Source organism: Streptomyces sp. NPDC017979 (assembly GCF_044328175.1).
In the GTDB taxonomy this organism is placed as follows: Bacteria; Actinomycetota; Actinomycetes; order Streptomycetales; family Streptomycetaceae; genus Streptomyces.
The window spans coordinates 80,722-96,804 of record NZ_JBIRGU010000012.1 but is presented as its reverse complement, the minus strand read 5'-3'; the positions used below and the strand labels follow the sequence as shown (position 1 = coordinate 96,804).

Below are 16,083 nucleotides of genomic sequence, written 5' to 3'. Positions count from 1 at the left end.
ACGCGAGGGAGAATTCACATGGCACGCAAGCTATCCCTGGCCCTGGAGCTGTATGCCGACGCGAACGGCACCGTCGACCAGCGCTACATAGACCAGATGCGCAATCAGGACTCCGAACCGGTGCCGACCGATCCCGCGCTGCCGAGGTTCACCCTCGTCGTCGGGCCCTCGCCGTTCACCATGCCGCGCGGTTGGGAGTTCTTCCTCACCTCACCCTACGAGGGTGCGACGTACATCTCGACCGTGCTGCACAACGCCGGATATCCGGTGCGCATCGTCGACGTCCGCTACACCCCGAACCCGCTGCAGGCGGCGTACGAGCAGATCAATGAAGGCACCGACGTGCTCGGCATGTGCACGTTCGAGGACAACTTCCCGTTCTGCCGCGCGCTGATGGCGATGGTCCGCGAGTCCCACCCGGACGTACCCATCATCTGCGGCGGCTCGCTGGTCACTTCCGCGCCGTCGGTGTTCATGTCGGACACCGACTGCGACATCGCAGTGATCAGCGAGGGCGAGATCACCATCCTGGAGCTGATGGAGAGTTACGCCCGCGGCTCGTGGCAGCGGGATCTGCCGACCATCAAGGGCATCTGCTACCGGGACGAGAAGGGCAAGGCGCGCCGCACGCCGCCACGCGGCCAGATGATGGACCTCGACGCGCTGCCCAGGATGCGGCTCGACCTGTGGCCCCAGTCGCGGTCGCCGCTCGGCATGCAGCCGCAGGTCATCTCGTCCTACAGCCGCGGCTGCAAGATGGACTGTTCGTTCTGCTACCGCACCACCCCGCAGGTGCGGGCGAAGTCGCCGGAGAAGATGGACCGCGACCTCGACTGGCTGAAGACCCAGTACGGCGTGGAGTTCTGCTTCTTCGTCGACCTCACGTTCAGCTCGCACCGCGGCCAGACCATCGAGATGTGCGACGTGATCTCCCAGCACGATCTGCGGTGGACCTGTCTGACCCGGTGCGCCGACATGGACGTGCCGCGCATCGACGCGATGCGGGAGGCGGGAGCGGACATCATCCTGTACGGCGTCGAGTCGCTGGGCACCGAGGTGTTGCGCGAGGCCCGCAAGGGCAGCAGCGAGAACCTGACCGTCCGCGCGATGCGCACCACGTTCGACGGCGGCGTGCGCTTCGGCTCGCTGCTCATCGTCGGTCTGCCGAACGAGACCGAGGAGTCCTTGTCGCACATGGTGCAGTTCGCCGAGCAGTACAACCACGTGACCCGGGTGAAGTACCTGTCGGCCATGCCCGGTACGACGGTGTACCAGGACGCGGTGCGCAACAAGGTGATCCGCACCGAGGTCGACCACCTGAACTGGCTGTCGGTCGAACAGGCGCTGCACGAGGACGAGTTCCTGAACGTGAGCGGGCTGCCCGAGCGGGTCTGCCGGGACGCGTACAAGCGGGTGTACGACGCCTATCAGCCCGGCCCGGTGATGGACTTCCGGCACTGGCCGGAGCACTTCCAGTACTTCCACCCGCAGCCGGCCGACGGCACCGAGCGGTCGACGTCGTACGCCGGGACCGGCTGGCGCCAGGGGTGGAGTTCCGCCGCCGCACCGCTGGTTCCCGGTTCCGAGCAGTACACGTTGGACAAGGTGGCCGACCCGGAGGTGGCCGCGGCCGGAAGCACTCTGATGGACTGCGGCGCGAAGAAGCTCTCGGTCGGGGTCTGACCGGTGTCCCCTCAGGACGGCCCGATCCTGATCATCGGGACCGAGCGCTCCGGGTCGAACCTGCTGCGGCTGGTGCTCGACGCGCACTCGCGGATCGCGGTCCCGCACCCGCCGCACTTCATGCGCTACCTGTCCGGCATCCCGTACGACGGTGACGTCGACGCGATGGTGGGCGACGCGATGTGGTTGCTGCGCAACCACATCCACCCGTGGCCGCACGTGATCGACCGGGCTGCGGTGCGGGAGACCGCCGTGAGGGCAGAGGCGCCGTCGCTGTTCGGGGTGGTGTCGGCGATCTACGACCAGTACCGCGTCGCGGAGGGCGCGGCCCGGTGGGGGTGCAAGAGCACGTTCATGGTCGAGCACGTCGACGAGGTCGTCGCCGAACTCCCCAACGCGCGGTTCCTGTGGCTGGTGCGCGATCCCCGCGACGTGGCCGCGTCCGCGAAGCGGGCCGTGTTCGGCTACTGCCACCCGTACCGGATGGCGCTGCGGTGGAAGGCCGAACAGGAGCTCGCCCGGGCGGCCCTGGAGCGATGGGGGCCGGAAGTGGTGCACCTGGTGCGGTACGAGGACCTGGTGTCCGCGCCCGACCGGGAGATCCGGGCGATCTGCGACTTCATCGGTGAGGCGGTCGAGCCGGCGATGCTGGCGCACCACCTCAGCGGCAACGCGCGGGTGACCGCGTCGCTGTCGGCGTCCTGGCGCACGGCGGGCGACCCGATCACCACGTCCCGGATCGGCGCCCACCAACGGGGGCTGTCCGAGCGGGAGCGGCGGCAGGTGGAGAGCGTGACCGCGCGGGCGATGGAGACGCTTCGGTACCCGTTCGACGGGGCCTCGCTGGACGAACCGGCTCCCGGTCCGCTCGGCGTCGCGCTGCGCGGCTTCGCCGTGCGACTGGCGGTGGAGGCGCGATCGCTGCGCACCGACCGCAACCACTTCCGGCGCTGGCGGCGCGACGCCACCGTCCGCCGGCTGCGCCGCCGCGCGAAGGCGGGCCGCGCCCTGGTCCTGGCAGGAGAGAGCAGATGAACGAAACGGGAAGCGTCCGCACCCACTTCGCCGACCGTGCGAGCACCTACGACCGGTCCAGTTCATGGTGCACGGACGACGCGCTCGGCGAGTTGATGCTGTCCACGGCCGCGCCCCGGCCGAACGACGCGGTCCTGGACGTGGCGTGCGGCACCGGACTGGTGTCACGGCTCTTCGCCGGGCGGGTGCGCCGGCTGGTCGGCGTCGACGTCACGCCGGAGATGGCCGAGCAGGCGCGCGACGTGCTCGACGAACTGGTGATCGCCCCGGCGGAGGAACTTCCGTTCGGTGACGGCACGTTCGACGTCGTGGTGTGCCGCCAGGGCATCCAGTTCATGGCGCTGCCGGACGCGTTGCGGGAGATGGTGCGGGTGACCCGGCCGGGTGGGCGGATCGTGCTGACCCACCTGTGCGCCTACGGGGACGACGACCGCGACGAGTACTTCGAGATCCTGCGGCTGCGCAATCCGGCCCGGCGGCACTTCTTCCGGCCCGGCGACGTCGAGGACCTGCTCGCCGGCGCGGGGTGCGACCCGGTGCGGTCGCAGCGGTACGTGTCGGTGGAGGACGTGGACGTGTGGTCGGACAACGGCGCGATCGGCGAAGACGCGCGGGAGGCCATCCGGGACCGCTACCGAAGCGCGTCACCCGCGTTCCGCGCACGGCACGCGGTGGCCGATACGGACGGGCGGATCACCGACCACATGCTGTTCGTCGTCGCCTCGGGAACGAGGGTCTGACATGGAACCGGACCACTTCCTCGCCGACGGCGTGCGGGCCGCGTTCCTCGCCGAGGCGGCCACCGCTGCGCGGTACTCCTACTTCGCCCAGGTCGCCGAGATCGAGGGACACACCGAGGCGGCCCGGGTGTTCGGCGAACTCGCCGAAAGCGTGGCCTGCGCCGCCCACGGACACCTGGACGTGCTGCGCGACCTGCTGGGCGGCGACGATCCGGGCACCGGCCGCGCGCTCGGCGACACCCGCCGCAACCTCGCCGCGGCGATCAGCGGCGACCTCGGGGAGGCCACCGAACGCTACCCCGGCCTGGCGGCGCGGGCGCACGCGGACGGCGTGGCCGACCTGGCGAGCTGGCTGGAGACGCTGTGCACGTTGAAGAAGACGCACGTGGACCGGCTGGAGCAGACCCTCACCGGGCTGACCGAGCCGCGGTTCGCCGGGAACGGAGCGCCATGACCAACGACTACACCGCCGAGGCGATCACCGTCTACTCCGGGCTGGAGGCGGTGCGCCGCAACCCCTCGATGTACGTGGGGTCGACCGGCTCGGACGGCGCCCACCACCTGGTGCTCGAACTGGTCGACAACGCCGTGGACGAGGCCGCCGCCGGACACTGCGGCGCGATCTCGGTGGAGCTGCACGAAGACGGCTCCTGCTCGGTCACCGACGACGGCCGGGGCATCCCCACCGACCCGCACCCGGAGGCCGGGATCCCGGCGTGCGAGCTCGTCCTCACCACGCTGCACTCGGGGGGCAAGTTCGACCACTCCTCGTACGCGACGTCGGCCGGGCTGCACGGCGTCGGCCTGGCCTGCGTGAACGCGTTGTCGCAGTGGCTGCGGCTGGACGTGTGGCGCGACGGCGCGCACCACAGCGAGTCGTTCGCCCGGGGTTCGATCGAGACCCCGCTCAAGCGGGTCGGCGACAGCGGCCGCCGCGGCACCCGGTTGTGGTTCCGCCCGGACCCGGAGATCTTCTCCTCGTGCCTGCTCGACGCGGACCTGGTGCACGCCCGGCTGCTCGACATCGCGTATCTGCACCCGGGCCTGCGGATCGATCTCACCGACCACCGCACCGGGCGGCACGAGTCGCTGTGCGAGACGACCGGGGTGCGGGGCCTGCTCGCGTACCGCGCCCGCGACGCCGAGAAGGTGCACGCCGAGCCGACCACCGTCACCTGGGCCGGGGACGGCTGCGTGATCGACGCCGCCGTCCAGTGGACCGAGGGGTACGCGGAGCAGATCTTCAGCTACGTCAACACCATCCGCACCGACCTGGGCGGGTCGCACGTGGACGCCCTGCGCGGCGCGCTGGCCGGGGTGGTGGCCGAACACCTCGGCCCGTCCGCGGACAAGATGACCGTGGTCGACATCCTGGAAGGGCTGACCGCGGTGATCGCGATCCGGATCCCGGACGCGCGGTTCGACGGCCAGACCAAACGCACCCTGCGCAACGACGACGCGGGCGCCCGCGTGTTCGACGTCGTCACCGATCAGACGCGGCGGGCGCTGGCGGCCGACCCGGAACTGGCCCGCCGCATCGCCGAACGGGCCGTCGACGCGAGTCGGGCCCGGCTCGCCGCACGGCTGGCCGGCCGGACGGCCCGCTCCCGGACCCGGGCCGTCGAGGTCGACTACGCGGTCTACCAGCGACAGTTCGGGATCCGCTCGAAGGACTGGCACGACTCGTGCGCCTGGCTCACCGACGAGGACCTGCTCGGCAAGCACGCGGAGCTGTGCGCGGTGCCGCCCGACGCACGGATGCTGGACGTGTGCTGCGGCAGCGGTGTCGTCGGCGGCGCGTTCCGCGGCCGGGTCGGCGAGATGGTCGGGCTGGACCTCACCCCGGAGATGGCGGCGCTCGCCGCCACCCGGCTGGACGTCGTGCACCAGGGCACGGTCTACGACCTGCCGTTCCCCGACGCCAGTTTCGACCTCGTGGTCACCCGGGAGGTGCTGCATCTGCTGCCCCAGCCGGAGCGGCCGGTGTCGGAGATCTTCCGGGTGCTGCGGCCGGGCGGGCAGTTCATCGTCGGGCAGATCGTGCCGTACGCGGACGTGGACGCGTTCTGGATGTTCCGCGTGTTCAAGAAGAAGCAGCCCCTGCTGTACCAGATGTTCCGCGAGGAGGACTTCCGGGCGCTGCTCACCGACGGCGGGTTCACCGACGTGCGGATGGAGGAGTACTTCCTGTGGGAGTCGATCGACCGGTGGATCGACACCCACGAGACGACACCGGCGAACCGGCAGGAGATCTACCGCCTCTACTACGACGCGCCGCGCGAGGTGCGCGACGTCCACCCGTTCGAGGTGCTGCCGGACGGCTCGGTGCGCGACCGGTGGCGGTGGTGCGTGTACTCGGTGCGGAAACCCGCCCATGCCTAGCCGCACCGTGGAGCGCCCGGTCGCCGAGGTCGTGCGCGGGCTGGCGGAGCTGCGGCCGCTGCGGGGCACGCCGGTGCCGCACTTCCGCGCGAAGGTGCGCGATCTCGTCGTCGTCGCGTCGAGTTCGCGGGGCGGGTCGAGCATGCTCGCCGAGTTGCTGCGGTCCTCGCCGCACCTGTTGCACCTGCGCGGTGAGCTGAATCCGCTGCTGCGGCTGGTCGGCCTCGACCACCCGCACAGCGGCACCGGGTCCGACGTGCTCGACGCGGCGCACTGGCACGGGCTTCAGCCGGAGTCCCGGGCCTTGTTCGAAGCGGAACTGGCCCTGGACGCGGGCTCTCCCGGCACCGGCGTGGAGAACCTGGCGGTGGACGCGGCGTGGCGGCTGGTCATGCAGTGGCCGGAGCTGGGCCTCGACCCCGTGGACCTGGTGCGGACCGCCGAGGCGGTACTGGACCGTGATCTGCCCCGGTTCGCGCGGGCGCTGATCGGCATGGCCGGCGTGAACCCGTGGTACTACGACCTTCCCGGGCGGCCACCGGGACCACGACCGGCCGGGCCGCCCGGTGAACTGCTGCTCGAAGAGCCGCCCTTCGTCCTCCCCCGCCCGTGGCGGCCCGCGGACGAACACGATCTCGCCGCGAAACCACTGGTGATCAAGACTCCGGGCAACGTCCACCGGTTCGGCTTCCTGCGGGCGGTGTTCCCCAACGCGCGCCTGCGGGTGCTGCACCTGACCCGGAACCCGGCCGCGTCGATCAACGGCCTCATCGACGGGTGGCTGCACCACGGGTTCCACGCGTACCGGCTGGACGAACCGCTGCACATCGCCGGATACGCCGACGTGCGGCCGGCCGACCGGCACTGGTGGAAGTTCGACCTGCCGCCCGGCTGGCCCGCGTACACCACCGCCGACCTGCCCCGGGTCTGCGCCCACCAGTGGTCGTCGAGTCACCGTGCGGTTCTCGCGCACGGTGCGGACCACACGGTGCGGTTCGAGGACCTGATCAGCGGTCCGCCGGCCCGCGCGGACGCCGTCGAGCGGATCGCGGACTGGCTGGGGATCCCGTTCGACGGGCCGCTGAAGCGGGCCGCGACCGACGGCATCGCCGCCACCGTGGCCACCGCCGCACCACGCCCCGGCCGGTGGCGGGCGCGGGAGGAGCAAATCCGGCCCGCGCTGAGCGGCGACGTGCTCGCGATGGCAGAAAGGCTTGGCTATGCCCATGACGACCACTGGATCTGAGCTGAGCACCCACGGCGGCCCGGGATGGGTCCCCCGGCTGACGTCGCACGTGGACGAGGTCGCGGCCGGGGGCGTGTGGGCGCGGTGCGGGTACCGGTCGGAGACGGCCACGCTGCGGTCGGTGCTGCTGGTCCGCCCGCCGGACAGCATCGCTGCGGTGCAACGGCCGGGGGACTCCCTCATGCTCGGGCCGGTGGACCTGCCGGCGATGCGGGCGCAGTGCGACGCGCTGGCGGACCGCCTGCGGGACAACGGGGTCGAGGTGCACCTGACGTCCCCCGCGGCGACGCCGAACGTGGTGTTCGCGCGGGACCTGTTCTGGATGACCCCGGCCGGGGCGGTGCTGGCGCGGATGGCGTCGGTGCAGCGGGCCGGCGAGGAACGGCATGCCGCGCTCGCACTGGCCGAGGCCGGGTTCCCGATCCTGCGCACGGTGTCCGGCACCGCCGCGTTCGAGGGCGCCGACGCGCTGTGGATCGACCCGTCGACGGTGATCGTCGGTACCGGGTTCCGCACGAACGCGGCCGGCGCGGCCGAGATCGCCTCGGCCGTCGTGGAACTGGGGGCGCGGGTGGTGACCGTACCCCTGGCGCCGGGCGTACAGCACCTGCTGGGGACGGTGATGTTCCTCGACTCGTCCACCGCCGTCGTCCACCGGGCGGCGAGCCCACCGGAGTTGATGGCGCTGCTCGCCGAGTACGGCTACCGGGTGATCGCGCTGCCGCCGGACGAAGAACTGCTGGTGCGGCGCGGGATGAACCTGCTGGTGCTCGCGCCGGGGCGGGTGCTGATGTCCGCTGGGTGCCCGGGAATCCGGCGGAAGCTGGAGCGGGCGGGTGCGGCCGTCGACGAGATCGACATCGGCGAGTACCTGCGGGCGGCCGGCGGGATCGGCTGCGTGACCGGGGTGGTGCGCCGTGCGCACTGAGCGCCGATCAGTCGGCCGATTGCTGAGGCGGGTACACCGTGGGGTCGTCCAGCGGCACCTTCAGCCAAGAGATCATCTGCCGGAGTTGGTGGTACGCCGCGAGTCGCTGCTCGTCGGAGTCGGCCTCCTCCGCGGCCGCGATGGGCTCCCACAGGCGCGGCACCATCACCGGCCCGAGTTCGAGCAGGCCGCCGCTGCCCCCGGTGGCCCACTTCGCCAGCACGTACCGGACGATCGGGCCGACCGGGATGTCCAGGTTCCGGGACATGCCGCGCACGGTCACCAGCGGATCGAGGAGCCCGTACTCGACCACCTCGGCCTTGAAGTTGGCGTGCGGGTCATCCTGCGGCCAGCACCGTTCCCACTGGCGCAGCCGAACCGTCGGCGTACCGGTCGCGTCGTAGGCCAGGTCATCCATGTCGCCGTCCATACCGCCACCCTAAGGGCGGCACCGAGCTTGTCCGACCGGACAAGAATGAACACCGAAGTCACAGGAGAGGAGAACCAGTGACCGAGAACATGCGCGAGGAGCACGTCACGCTCGTTCCGACCGACTCGGGCGCCGCGACCAGCGGCACCGCTGCGGCCGACGACGAGGCGATCCGTCAGCAGTTGCGGAGCCTCGGCTACCGCATCTGATCAAACCGCCCCGGCCCGCCCGCACGGGCGGGCCGGGGCGTCCCGGCGAAGAAGGCCGAACGGTCCCGCCGCGCACTCGCCGAGGCGGTGGCGATCGGTGCGCGGCCGTAGCCGGGGTGGCTCCTGCCGGGTACGGTTCCACGGTGCCCGGCAGCCGGGGGCCGTTCACCCGTTCCCGTCATTTCGTCTGCGGTGTCGCGGCGTTGACGATGCGACGGCCCGAGACGCGGCGTGGCACGATCTCCAGCCACAGGGAGCGGTCGCCGCCCGCCCACGACAGGTCGTCGGCGTGCTCTTCCAGGGCGCGGACGAGCTCGGGGTCGGTGACGCCTTGCGCGTCGCCCACGACGAGTACGCTCCATCCGCTGCTGAAGGCGTCGTCGATGCGGTCCACTTCGAAGGCGACCTCCGTGTCCGCCGCTGCGGCGGGTACCGTGCCGGGAGCCGTGCGGAAGACGATGCGGTCGCCGGAAACGGCGTAGTTGACCGGTACGACGGCGGGCCCCTCCGACGTGGTGACGGCGATCCTGCCCACTCCTCCCGTGGCGAGCAGTTCGCGGCACTCCCCCTCGTCGAGGACCCTCAGTTCGGCGTCCCGGAGCCCGCTGCCCCGGCCCGGCACGCGTTCCGCCGCCGAGCCGGTGAGTTCGGGAACGGTGGTCTGCAGTGCCTCGGCGAGCCGCAGCATCATGCCGGTGCCGGGGACGGCCGAAGCGCGCTCCTCGACGTAGGCGATGTACGCGGGCGCGGCACCGCTGCGCTCGGCGACCTCCTGACGGGTCATGCCCAGGGCCTCCCTGCGGGCGGTGACCCGGCGACCGATGTCGCTGCGCTGGCTCGGTTTGCCGGTGGATGGCATGTCCGTCGCCTCACTCCCCTGGCGGGTGTCCGGGTTCCGTCCCCCTCAGCGTGATCCGGACGCCGGCGCGGACGCTTGGGCCGGACAGGTCCGGTACCGGCCCGACCGGCCCCTACCGGCGGGCCGTGGGAGGAAGGACCCTGGAACCAGCAGGCGCACGATTCCGGAAGGGAGCACGCCATGGCCCACGGTCGGTACACCGTCGGTGACGTGATGACGCGGGACGTGCTCGCCGCCGCCCGCACCGCCGGGTTCAAGGAGGTCGTCACCGCCATGGAGTCGCGGCGGGTCACCGCCGTTCCGGTGGTGGACGGCGACCGGCGGGTCGTCGGCGTGGTCTCCGAGGCCGATCTGCTGGCCAAGGAGGAGTACCGCGACCGCGTTCCCGGGCTGGTCGAACAGGAACGGGACCTCGATCGCACCGCCAAGGCCGGCGCCGTGACCGTCGGCGATCTGATGACCACGCCGGCGATCACGGTGAGCAGCACCGACCCGCTGCCGCGCGCGGCCCGGCTGATGGCCGAGCACCAGGTGAAATGCCTGCCCGTGGTCGACCGTGACGGAGTGCTTCAGGGCGTGGTCAGCCGGGTCGACCTGTTGAAGGTCTTCCTGCGGCCCGACGAGGACGTCGCGGCCGAGGTGCGCCGGGAAGTCGTGGACCGTCTGCTGCCCGTCTCCCACCATTCCGTGGAGGTCGCCGTCAGCAACGGGGTGGTGTCCCTGTCGGGGACGGTGCGTGACGACGGACTGGTCCCGCTGGTGGAACGCTTGGCCCGGGGTGTCGAGGGAGTGGTGGACGTGGAGTGCTCACTGAGTGTGCCGCCACGCGCCCGCCCATCGCCGATGCCCTGAGCCGATCTGCTCGCAGAAGGAGGTGGCGGCCGTGGTCGACGCGTCGAGAGCCGGCCCGCGCGCCCCCGGGCGGGCGTGGCGGTGGCGGCGGAACCCGCTGCGCCGCCGGTCGGACGTGGTGGACGCCTGGATCGGACTGCTGCTGGCCGTCCTCCTGTTCGTCGGGGCGCCGCTCGCCGGAGCACTGACCGGCTGGGCGGTCCACACGCAGGAAGCTGCGCAGGCCGACCGGCTGCGCGCCACGTCGCACTCCGTCCAGGCCGTCGTCACCGACCGGCTCCCCCGGCCGGACGCAGACTCCCAGCAGGTCGGAGGTGGGGTGCTGCTGCCCGCGACGGTGCGCTGGACGACGGCCGACGGGACCCGTAGCGGCGTGGCGAAAGTGCCCGCCGGGACCGAGCAGGGTGGCTCGGTGCAGATCCGTGTCGACGACCGGGGGAACGTCGTGCCGCCGGTGCGCAGCGACGTCGTCATCGCCGCGGACGCCATCGAAACCGGATCGGTCGTCACGGCGGCGACGTTCCTCGTCGTCGGGGGAGCACGGCTCACGGCCAACGCGCTGAGCACCCACCACCACCTCGTCGAGTGGGAGCGGGACTGGGTGAAGACCGCTCCCGACTGGTCGGCGCACGGACGCTGACCCGTCCGCGCGGGACGCTCACGCGTCCGGCAGGGCGAGCGTGCACGTTTCGCCGGGATGGACGGAAACGGTCCGGTCGGGCAGTTCCACGCTGATGGGTGCGGCGTCGGATGCGGGAACGGTGATGCGCAGCCGCCCGGACCGCACCTCCAGTCGGATGCCCCAGTGGCCGCGGTACCGGATGGAGAATCCGTACGCGGACAGGTGCGGCACCGGCACCGGGTCCAGTCGTAGCGCCCCGCCGCGGGGTTCCAGCCCGGTGAGTCCGCGCTGGAGGAGGTCGAGGGTGCCGGCCATGGCGCCGAGGTGGATGCCTTCGCCGGTGGTGCCGCCCTGGAGGTCGGCGATGTCGCCGGCCAGGGCTTCCCGGGCGAACGTCCACGCTTCGCTCCGACGTGCCCGGGCCAGCGTCCAGGCGTGGACCAGGCTGCTCAGGGTGGAGCCGTGGCTGGTGCGGCGCAGGTAGTAGTCGACGGTGCGCTGCCACGTGTCGGCGTCGAGGCGGTGGCCGAGACGGTGGAAGACGGTCCCGAGTTCAACGGGGTTGAGCAGGTAGCCGAGCATCAGGACGTCGGCCTGCTTGGACGCCTGGTAGCGGTTCACGTCGTCGCCCTCGGCCTCCAGGATCCGGTCGAGCCGGCGGATCGATCCGTAACGGGCCCGGTAGGCGTCCCAGTCCAGCTCCGCGAGGTCTCCGTAGCCGGTGAACTGGCTGATGACTCCGGCGTGGAAGGGGACGTACAGCTTCCTGGACACCGTGTCCCAGTGGTCGAGTTCGGCGGCGTCGAGACCGGTGCGCTCGCGCAGTTCTGCGGCGAGGGGGGTGGGCAGGGTGCCGAGGGCGCCGAGCGTGCGGCTGATCACCCAGGCGGCCATGACGTTGGTGTAGGCGTTGTCGTCGATTCCGGGTCGGCCTTCGTCCGGATAGGCGTCGTGGTACTCGTCCGGACCGACGACGCCGCGGACGTGGTAACGGCCGGTCACCGGGTCGTGCTCGGCGAGTGCGGCCCAGTAGCGGGCGATCTGTAGCAGCATCTCGGCGCCCTTGGTGTGGAGGTATCCGGTGTCGCCGGTGGCCTCGTGGTACTGCAGGACGTTGTAGGCGACGGCGAGCCCGACGTGGTGTTGGAGCCGGGAGCGGTCGGGGAGCCAGTGGCCCGAGCGGGGGTTGAGGTGGAGTTCCTGGGTGTCCTCCCCGCCGTCGCTGCCGCTCTGCCACGGGTACTGCGCGCCGCGTCGGCCGGCGGCCCGCGCATCGGCGCAGGCCCGGTCCAGGCGCCGGTGTCGGTAGTCGAGCAGGGCGCGCGAGACCTGGGGGAAGTGCAGGTTGAGGTAGGGGAGCACGAAGAGCTCGTCCCAGAAGACGTGACCCCGGTACGCCTCGCCCGTCAGGCCCCGGGCGGGGACGCCCGCGTCCAGTTCGGCGGTCTGCGGGGAGAGGGTCTGCAACACGTGGAAGAGGTGGAGTCGCAGGACGGCTCCGGCGTCGCCCGGCACGTCCACGGCCGTGTTCGCCCACAGCCGCCGCCATGCTCCGCGCTGGCCCGCCATGAGTTCATCCGCCGGGGGCGTGCGGGCCAGGAGTTCGTTCGCGGCGCTCACGGGGTCGCTGATCGCCCGGTCCCGGGACGTGTACAGCACGAGCGTCTTGTCGACCGTGACGGGCGTGCCGGGGGCGAGGCGAAAGCGCAGTCGCTGCGCCACCCGGGCGTCGTCGCGCACCGTGCGGCGCTCGACCGCCCCGGCCCCGGCGGTGCGGACGGCCAGCGCGACCTGGATCCCCGAGGACGCCGTCCGACAGGCCAGCCAGCAGGTGTCGGGGGCCGACTGTCCGGTCCGTACGGCCGTCAAGTGCCGCTCGGCGAGGGATCGGTACCGCTCGACCCCGCTGTTGGTGACCGTGCCGTCGAGCGCCGACTCGACCTCAAGGTCACCGCTTCCGCCCTCGGCGGCGAACCGGGTGCTGAGCAGCCCCACGTGCGGCTGCTCCATGTGCGCCAACCGGAATTGGCGCACGTGCAGGACGAGCCCGGCCACGTCGTACGAGACGGTGCGCTCCAAGGTCCCCGACCTCAGGTCGAGGGTGAGGCGCTGCTCCAGGACGTGGTGGGTGTCGGGGGTGATCCAGGCGGGCGCGGGATCGTCCGCGGTGGGGAGGCGGAAGCGCAGGGGGAGCCAGTTGGGGAGGTTCACCAGGTCCTCGTTCTCCACCTGACGGCCCGCGACGGTCGAGGTGAGTCGGTCGTAGCAGCCCGCCGCGTACGTCCCGGGGTAGTGCACCTCGTCGGCGCGGCACTCGGGAGCGGCACCTCGGGTGGCGAAGTATCCGTTGCCGACGGTGCACAGGGACTCCCTGAGTCGTTCCTGCGCCGGGTCGTAGCCCTCGTACTCCCAGGTCCAGTCGTTCACTGCGCGCCGCCCCGGGTCGGCGCGGCTTCGTCGACGAGGTCGGCCAGGTCGCCGACCACGAGGTGTGCGCCGTGCTCCAACAGGCGGCTGCGGGCCGCCTCGGTGCCGGCCCGGTCGACCCCGACGACCAGCGCGAATCCGCCCCGTCGGCCGGCCTCGACGCCCGCCGGGGCGTCCTCGACGACGGCGGTGCGCCCCGGCCGGACGCGCAGCCGGCGGGCGGCTTCGAGGAACAGCGCCGGATCGGGCTTGCCGGGCAGGCGCAGCCGCGCCGCCTCGGCTCCGTCCACCAGGACGTCGAGGAGGTCGGTGAGGCCGGTGCGGGTGAGGAGTTCGCTTGCGTGCCGGGACGCGGAGACGGCGGCGCGCGGCACGTCCGCTTCGTGCAGTGCGCGCAGGAGTAGTACCGCTCCGGGGTAGGCGGCCACTGCGCCCTCGTCGATGCGCGCGCTGAACAGACGCTCCTTGGCGTCGGCGACGGCCCGGACCGTCGCCGGGTCGGGCTCGATGCCCCGGGAGGTGAGGAAGGCGGCGGCGCCGTCCAGGCGGGACCTGCCGTCGACCAGGCGCGGGTAGTCGTCGTCCGGGTCGAACGGGTGCCGCCGGGACGGGTCGGGCGGCGGGTGGTCACGCAGGTACGCGTCGAAGGCGGTCTTCCAGGCTGCGGCGTGCAGCCGTGCCGAGTCGATGAGGACGCCGTCGGTGTCGAAGACCACGGCTGCCAGGCCGCGCAAGGCCGTCACTGCGGGCGCGCCCCGGGGCTCGGCCCGGGTCACGGTGGTGTCGCCCGCTCCGGTACGACGGCCACCGGGCAGGCGGAGTGGTGCAGCAGCGTGTGGGCCACCGGGCCGAGTTGGAGGCCGAAGTAGCCGGGGCGACGCATGGCCCCGACGACCATCAGGTCCACGGTGGCGGACGCGTTCAACAGGACCCTGCGCGCGGGCCCTTCTCCGGTCTGCTGGTGGACCGTCACCCCGGGATGCCGTGCCGCCGGCTCGCGCACGGCGTCCTCGATGCGTGCGGCGGCCATTCGTTCGTGGTGGCGTGCCGCGTCCCCCGCCGTCAACGGATGTCCGCCGGCTTCCAGCGCCGGTAGGCGCCAGGCGCGCACGGCCCACAGGGAGACTCCTCGGGCCGCCGCCTCCCGGACGGCGAACCGTACGGCGGCGTCGCCCTCGCCGGGATCGGCCACGCCGAGGGCGATGCTGCGGTTCATTCCGGCGCCGACCCGGTCGTCCTGGTTCCCGCGCAGCACGACGACGGGGCAGTCCGCGCGCGCGGCCACCGTCAGGGAGACGGACCCGAGGAGCAGGTCGGCGACGCCGCTGCGGCCGTGGGAGCCGGTGACGAGCAGGGATGCGTTGCGTCCGGCGTTCAGGAGCGCCGCGGCTGCGTCCTCCACCGGGGTTTCGGCAGTGATCTTCAGTTGGGGATGCCTGTGGTGGGCCCGTTCCGTCGCGGAGCCCACGATGTTCTCGGCGAACACCCGTTCCGACGGCTTCCCCAGGCCGTGGGCGAGGGCCAGGCCCTCGTAACGCTCCCATTTCGACGCGTAGACGAGATGCAGTCCCCGACCGTGCAGGGTCGCCTCGTCGGCGGCCCAGTCCACGGCCCGCAGGCTCGGCTCCGATCCGTCCACCCCGACGACCAGCGGGAGTTCCATGGTTCCGTCCCTTCCTCCGCCCCCTTCCGTCGCGCGACGTCCCGAGGCCCCGGGGCCCGGCTCAGGCGTGCGACACCACCGCGACCGGCGCCGCCACGTGGTGGAGCACCCCGTAGGTGACCGCACCGACGCGGCCGCCGAGCGACGAGCGCCTGATCCGGCGGCCCACCACGACCAGGGCGGCGTCCTGGTCACGTGCGACGTCCGCCAGCAGGTCCACGGTCCGCCCCCGCTTGGAGTCCTCCGTCACCTCGACGCCCGGGTACGTCTTCCGCCAGGGCCTGACGCCGTCCTCCAGCTTCGCCGCCTCGCTCGCGGTGAGGTCGGCGTTCAGGGAGGAGTCGGGGGGCATGCCGTAGCCGAAGTAGGGCGGGAGGTTCCAGGCGTGCACGATCCACAGGCCGGTCCCACGCCGTCGGGCCTCCTCGAAGGCGAACTCCAGGAGGGGGTCCGCCGCGGTGTCCAGGCCGAGAACGACCGGTCCGCGGGCATCGGGCGGCACGTGCCCGTGTTCCGGCGCACGGACGAACACGACGGGGCGGTCCGTCTGGGCGAGGACCGCCTGGCCCACCGCCCCCACGAGGAACCGTCCGACGCCGCTGAGGCCCCGGGAGCCCAGGACCAGCAGTTCGGCCGCCGCGGCCGCCTCCGGCAGGACTTCCCTGGGCCAGCCGACGAGCTGATCGGCAGCGACGTCGAGCCCCGGGTGGCGTCCGCGCAGTTCCTCCGCGGCATGGCGGGGAACCCGCTCGGCCCAGTGCCGCTGCCCTGCGCGATCCGCCATCGACTGCGGAACGACGCCGTCGGGCGGCCACACGTTCACCAGCCGCAGCGGCGCCTTCCGCAGTTCGGCTTCGCGAGCACCCCACTCGGCGGCCGCCAGGCTCTCCCTCGATCCGTCGAGACCGACGGTGACGGCGCGGACCATCGCATGCACCTCCCGTGCCGGGTGCGTCTTCGCTCTCTTCCAGGATGGGCGCGACGCCCCGGCCCCGCGACTGACGCAG

At 72.3% G+C, this 16,083-nt stretch carries 16 protein-coding genes; 10 read left to right on the top strand and 6 right to left on the bottom strand.

All coding sequences use genetic code 11. From position 1 onward, the window contains the following. The first annotated feature begins 18 nt into the window (after positions 1-18). Genes ACH4E8_RS27055 through ACH4E8_RS27025 form a run of 7 tightly spaced genes read left to right on the top strand, consistent with a single transcriptional unit; the run spans position 19 to position 8,014 of the window. Complete coding sequence (locus tag ACH4E8_RS27055) at positions 19-1,683, top strand: B12-binding domain-containing radical SAM protein (RefSeq protein ID WP_398452758.1); 1,665 nt, start codon at positions 19-21, stop codon at positions 1,681-1,683. Between the two features lie 3 nt (positions 1,684-1,686). After that, positions 1,687-2,718 carry a sulfotransferase family protein gene (locus ACH4E8_RS27050; protein ID WP_398452756.1) on the top strand — a complete coding sequence of 344 codons (1,032 nt, stop codon included), beginning with the start codon at positions 1,687-1,689 and terminating at the stop codon, positions 2,716-2,718. Then, positions 2,715-3,458, top strand: coding sequence for a class I SAM-dependent methyltransferase (locus tag ACH4E8_RS27045; protein ID WP_398452754.1), 744 nt, complete (start codon positions 2,715-2,717; stop codon positions 3,456-3,458). The genes ACH4E8_RS27050 and ACH4E8_RS27045 overlap by 4 nt, the downstream gene beginning before the upstream one ends. Position 3,459: 1 nt before the next feature. Beyond that, positions 3,460-3,912 (top strand): rubrerythrin family protein, encoded by a 453-nt coding sequence (locus ACH4E8_RS27040; RefSeq protein WP_398452752.1) that lies wholly within the window; start codon positions 3,460-3,462, stop codon positions 3,910-3,912. Beyond that, the gene (locus tag ACH4E8_RS27035) at positions 3,909-5,840 is read left to right on the top strand and encodes a methyltransferase domain-containing protein (RefSeq protein ID WP_398452750.1); all 1,932 of its coding nucleotides are present in this window, start codon (positions 3,909-3,911) and stop codon (positions 5,838-5,840) included. The genes ACH4E8_RS27040 and ACH4E8_RS27035 overlap by 4 nt, the downstream gene beginning before the upstream one ends. Next, the gene (locus ACH4E8_RS27030) at positions 5,833-7,086 is read left to right on the top strand and encodes a sulfotransferase family protein (protein WP_398452749.1); all 1,254 of its coding nucleotides are present in this window, start codon (positions 5,833-5,835) and stop codon (positions 7,084-7,086) included. The genes ACH4E8_RS27035 and ACH4E8_RS27030 overlap by 8 nt, the downstream gene beginning before the upstream one ends. Beyond that, complete coding sequence (locus ACH4E8_RS27025) at positions 7,067-8,014, top strand: dimethylarginine dimethylaminohydrolase family protein (protein ID WP_398452747.1); 948 nt, start codon at positions 7,067-7,069, stop codon at positions 8,012-8,014. The genes ACH4E8_RS27030 and ACH4E8_RS27025 overlap by 20 nt, the downstream gene beginning before the upstream one ends. 7 nt (positions 8,015-8,021) lie before the next feature. Here the strand turns inward: ACH4E8_RS27025 and ACH4E8_RS27020 are convergent, their stop codons facing one another. Beyond that, the gene (locus tag ACH4E8_RS27020; protein ID WP_398452745.1) at positions 8,022-8,444 is read right to left on the bottom strand and encodes a DUF6027 family protein; all 423 of its coding nucleotides are present in this window, start codon (positions 8,442-8,444) and stop codon (positions 8,022-8,024) included. Between the two features lie 77 nt (positions 8,445-8,521). Between ACH4E8_RS27020 and ACH4E8_RS27015 the strand changes: the two genes are divergently transcribed. Next, positions 8,522-8,653: a hypothetical protein gene (locus tag ACH4E8_RS27015; protein WP_398452742.1), complete on the top strand. Its 132-nt coding sequence runs from the start codon at positions 8,522-8,524 to the stop codon at positions 8,651-8,653. A gap of 178 nt (positions 8,654-8,831) precedes the next feature. Here the strand turns inward: ACH4E8_RS27015 and ACH4E8_RS27010 are convergent, their stop codons facing one another. After that, positions 8,832-9,512, bottom strand: coding sequence for a helix-turn-helix domain-containing protein (locus ACH4E8_RS27010; protein ID WP_398452739.1), 681 nt, complete (start codon positions 9,510-9,512; stop codon positions 8,832-8,834). A gap of 180 nt (positions 9,513-9,692) precedes the next feature. On the opposite strand from ACH4E8_RS27010, the gene ACH4E8_RS27005 reads away from it, so the two are divergent. Together ACH4E8_RS27005 and ACH4E8_RS27000 are read left to right on the top strand one after the other, a co-directional pair. Beyond that, positions 9,693-10,364 carry a CBS domain-containing protein gene (locus tag ACH4E8_RS27005; RefSeq protein WP_398452737.1) on the top strand — a complete coding sequence of 224 codons (672 nt, stop codon included), beginning with the start codon at positions 9,693-9,695 and terminating at the stop codon, positions 10,362-10,364. 31 nt (positions 10,365-10,395) lie between these two features. Next, on the top strand, positions 10,396-11,004 hold the full coding sequence (locus ACH4E8_RS27000) for a hypothetical protein (protein WP_398452735.1): 609 nt from the start codon (positions 10,396-10,398) through the stop codon (positions 11,002-11,004). Between the two features lie 18 nt (positions 11,005-11,022). Here ACH4E8_RS27000 and ACH4E8_RS26995 read toward each other — a convergent pair whose 3' ends face one another. The 4 genes from ACH4E8_RS26995 to ACH4E8_RS26980 all read right to left on the bottom strand — a co-directional run bounded on the left by ACH4E8_RS26995 (position 11,023) and on the right by ACH4E8_RS26980 (position 16,004). Then, complete coding sequence (locus tag ACH4E8_RS26995) at positions 11,023-13,413, bottom strand: glycoside hydrolase family 65 protein (protein ID WP_398452732.1); 2,391 nt, start codon at positions 13,411-13,413, stop codon at positions 11,023-11,025. Then, positions 13,410-14,156: an HAD family hydrolase gene (locus ACH4E8_RS26990; protein ID WP_398452729.1), complete on the bottom strand. Its 747-nt coding sequence runs from the start codon at positions 14,154-14,156 to the stop codon at positions 13,410-13,412. Before ACH4E8_RS26990 ends, ACH4E8_RS26995 begins: the two co-directional genes overlap by 4 nt. A 29-nt stretch (positions 14,157-14,185) precedes the next feature. Next, complete coding sequence (locus ACH4E8_RS26985; RefSeq protein WP_398452726.1) at positions 14,186-15,076, bottom strand: universal stress protein; 891 nt, start codon at positions 15,074-15,076, stop codon at positions 14,186-14,188. 61 nt (positions 15,077-15,137) lie between these two features. After that, complete coding sequence (locus ACH4E8_RS26980; RefSeq protein ID WP_398452724.1) at positions 15,138-16,004, bottom strand: universal stress protein; 867 nt, start codon at positions 16,002-16,004, stop codon at positions 15,138-15,140. Between the last annotated feature and the right edge of the window lie 79 nt (positions 16,005-16,083).

Bases quoted from the DNA above. Each gene is read 5' to 3' on its own strand.
- ACH4E8_RS27055 (WP_398452758.1), top strand. From the start codon at position 19: ATGGCACGCAAGCTATCCCTGGCCCTGGAGCTGTATGCCGACGCGAAC.
- ACH4E8_RS26985 (WP_398452726.1), bottom strand. From the start codon at position 15,076: ATGGAACTCCCGCTGGTCGTCGGGGTGGACGGATCGGAGCCGAGCCTG.
- ACH4E8_RS27025 (WP_398452747.1), top strand. From the start codon at position 7,067: ATGACGACCACTGGATCTGAGCTGAGCACCCACGGCGGCCCGGGATGG.
- ACH4E8_RS27030 (WP_398452749.1), top strand. From the start codon at position 5,833: ATGCCTAGCCGCACCGTGGAGCGCCCGGTCGCCGAGGTCGTGCGCGGG.
- ACH4E8_RS27010 (WP_398452739.1), bottom strand. From the start codon at position 9,512: ATGCCATCCACCGGCAAACCGAGCCAGCGCAGCGACATCGGTCGCCGG.
- ACH4E8_RS27005 (WP_398452737.1), top strand. From the start codon at position 9,693: ATGGCCCACGGTCGGTACACCGTCGGTGACGTGATGACGCGGGACGTG.
- ACH4E8_RS27045 (WP_398452754.1), top strand. From the start codon at position 2,715: ATGAACGAAACGGGAAGCGTCCGCACCCACTTCGCCGACCGTGCGAGC.
- ACH4E8_RS27040 (WP_398452752.1), top strand. From the start codon at position 3,460: ATGGAACCGGACCACTTCCTCGCCGACGGCGTGCGGGCCGCGTTCCTC.
- ACH4E8_RS26980 (WP_398452724.1), bottom strand. From the start codon at position 16,004: ATGGTCCGCGCCGTCACCGTCGGTCTCGACGGATCGAGGGAGAGCCTG.
- ACH4E8_RS27020 (WP_398452745.1), bottom strand. From the start codon at position 8,444: ATGGACGGCGACATGGATGACCTGGCCTACGACGCGACCGGTACGCCG.
- ACH4E8_RS27035 (WP_398452750.1), top strand. From the start codon at position 3,909: ATGACCAACGACTACACCGCCGAGGCGATCACCGTCTACTCCGGGCTG.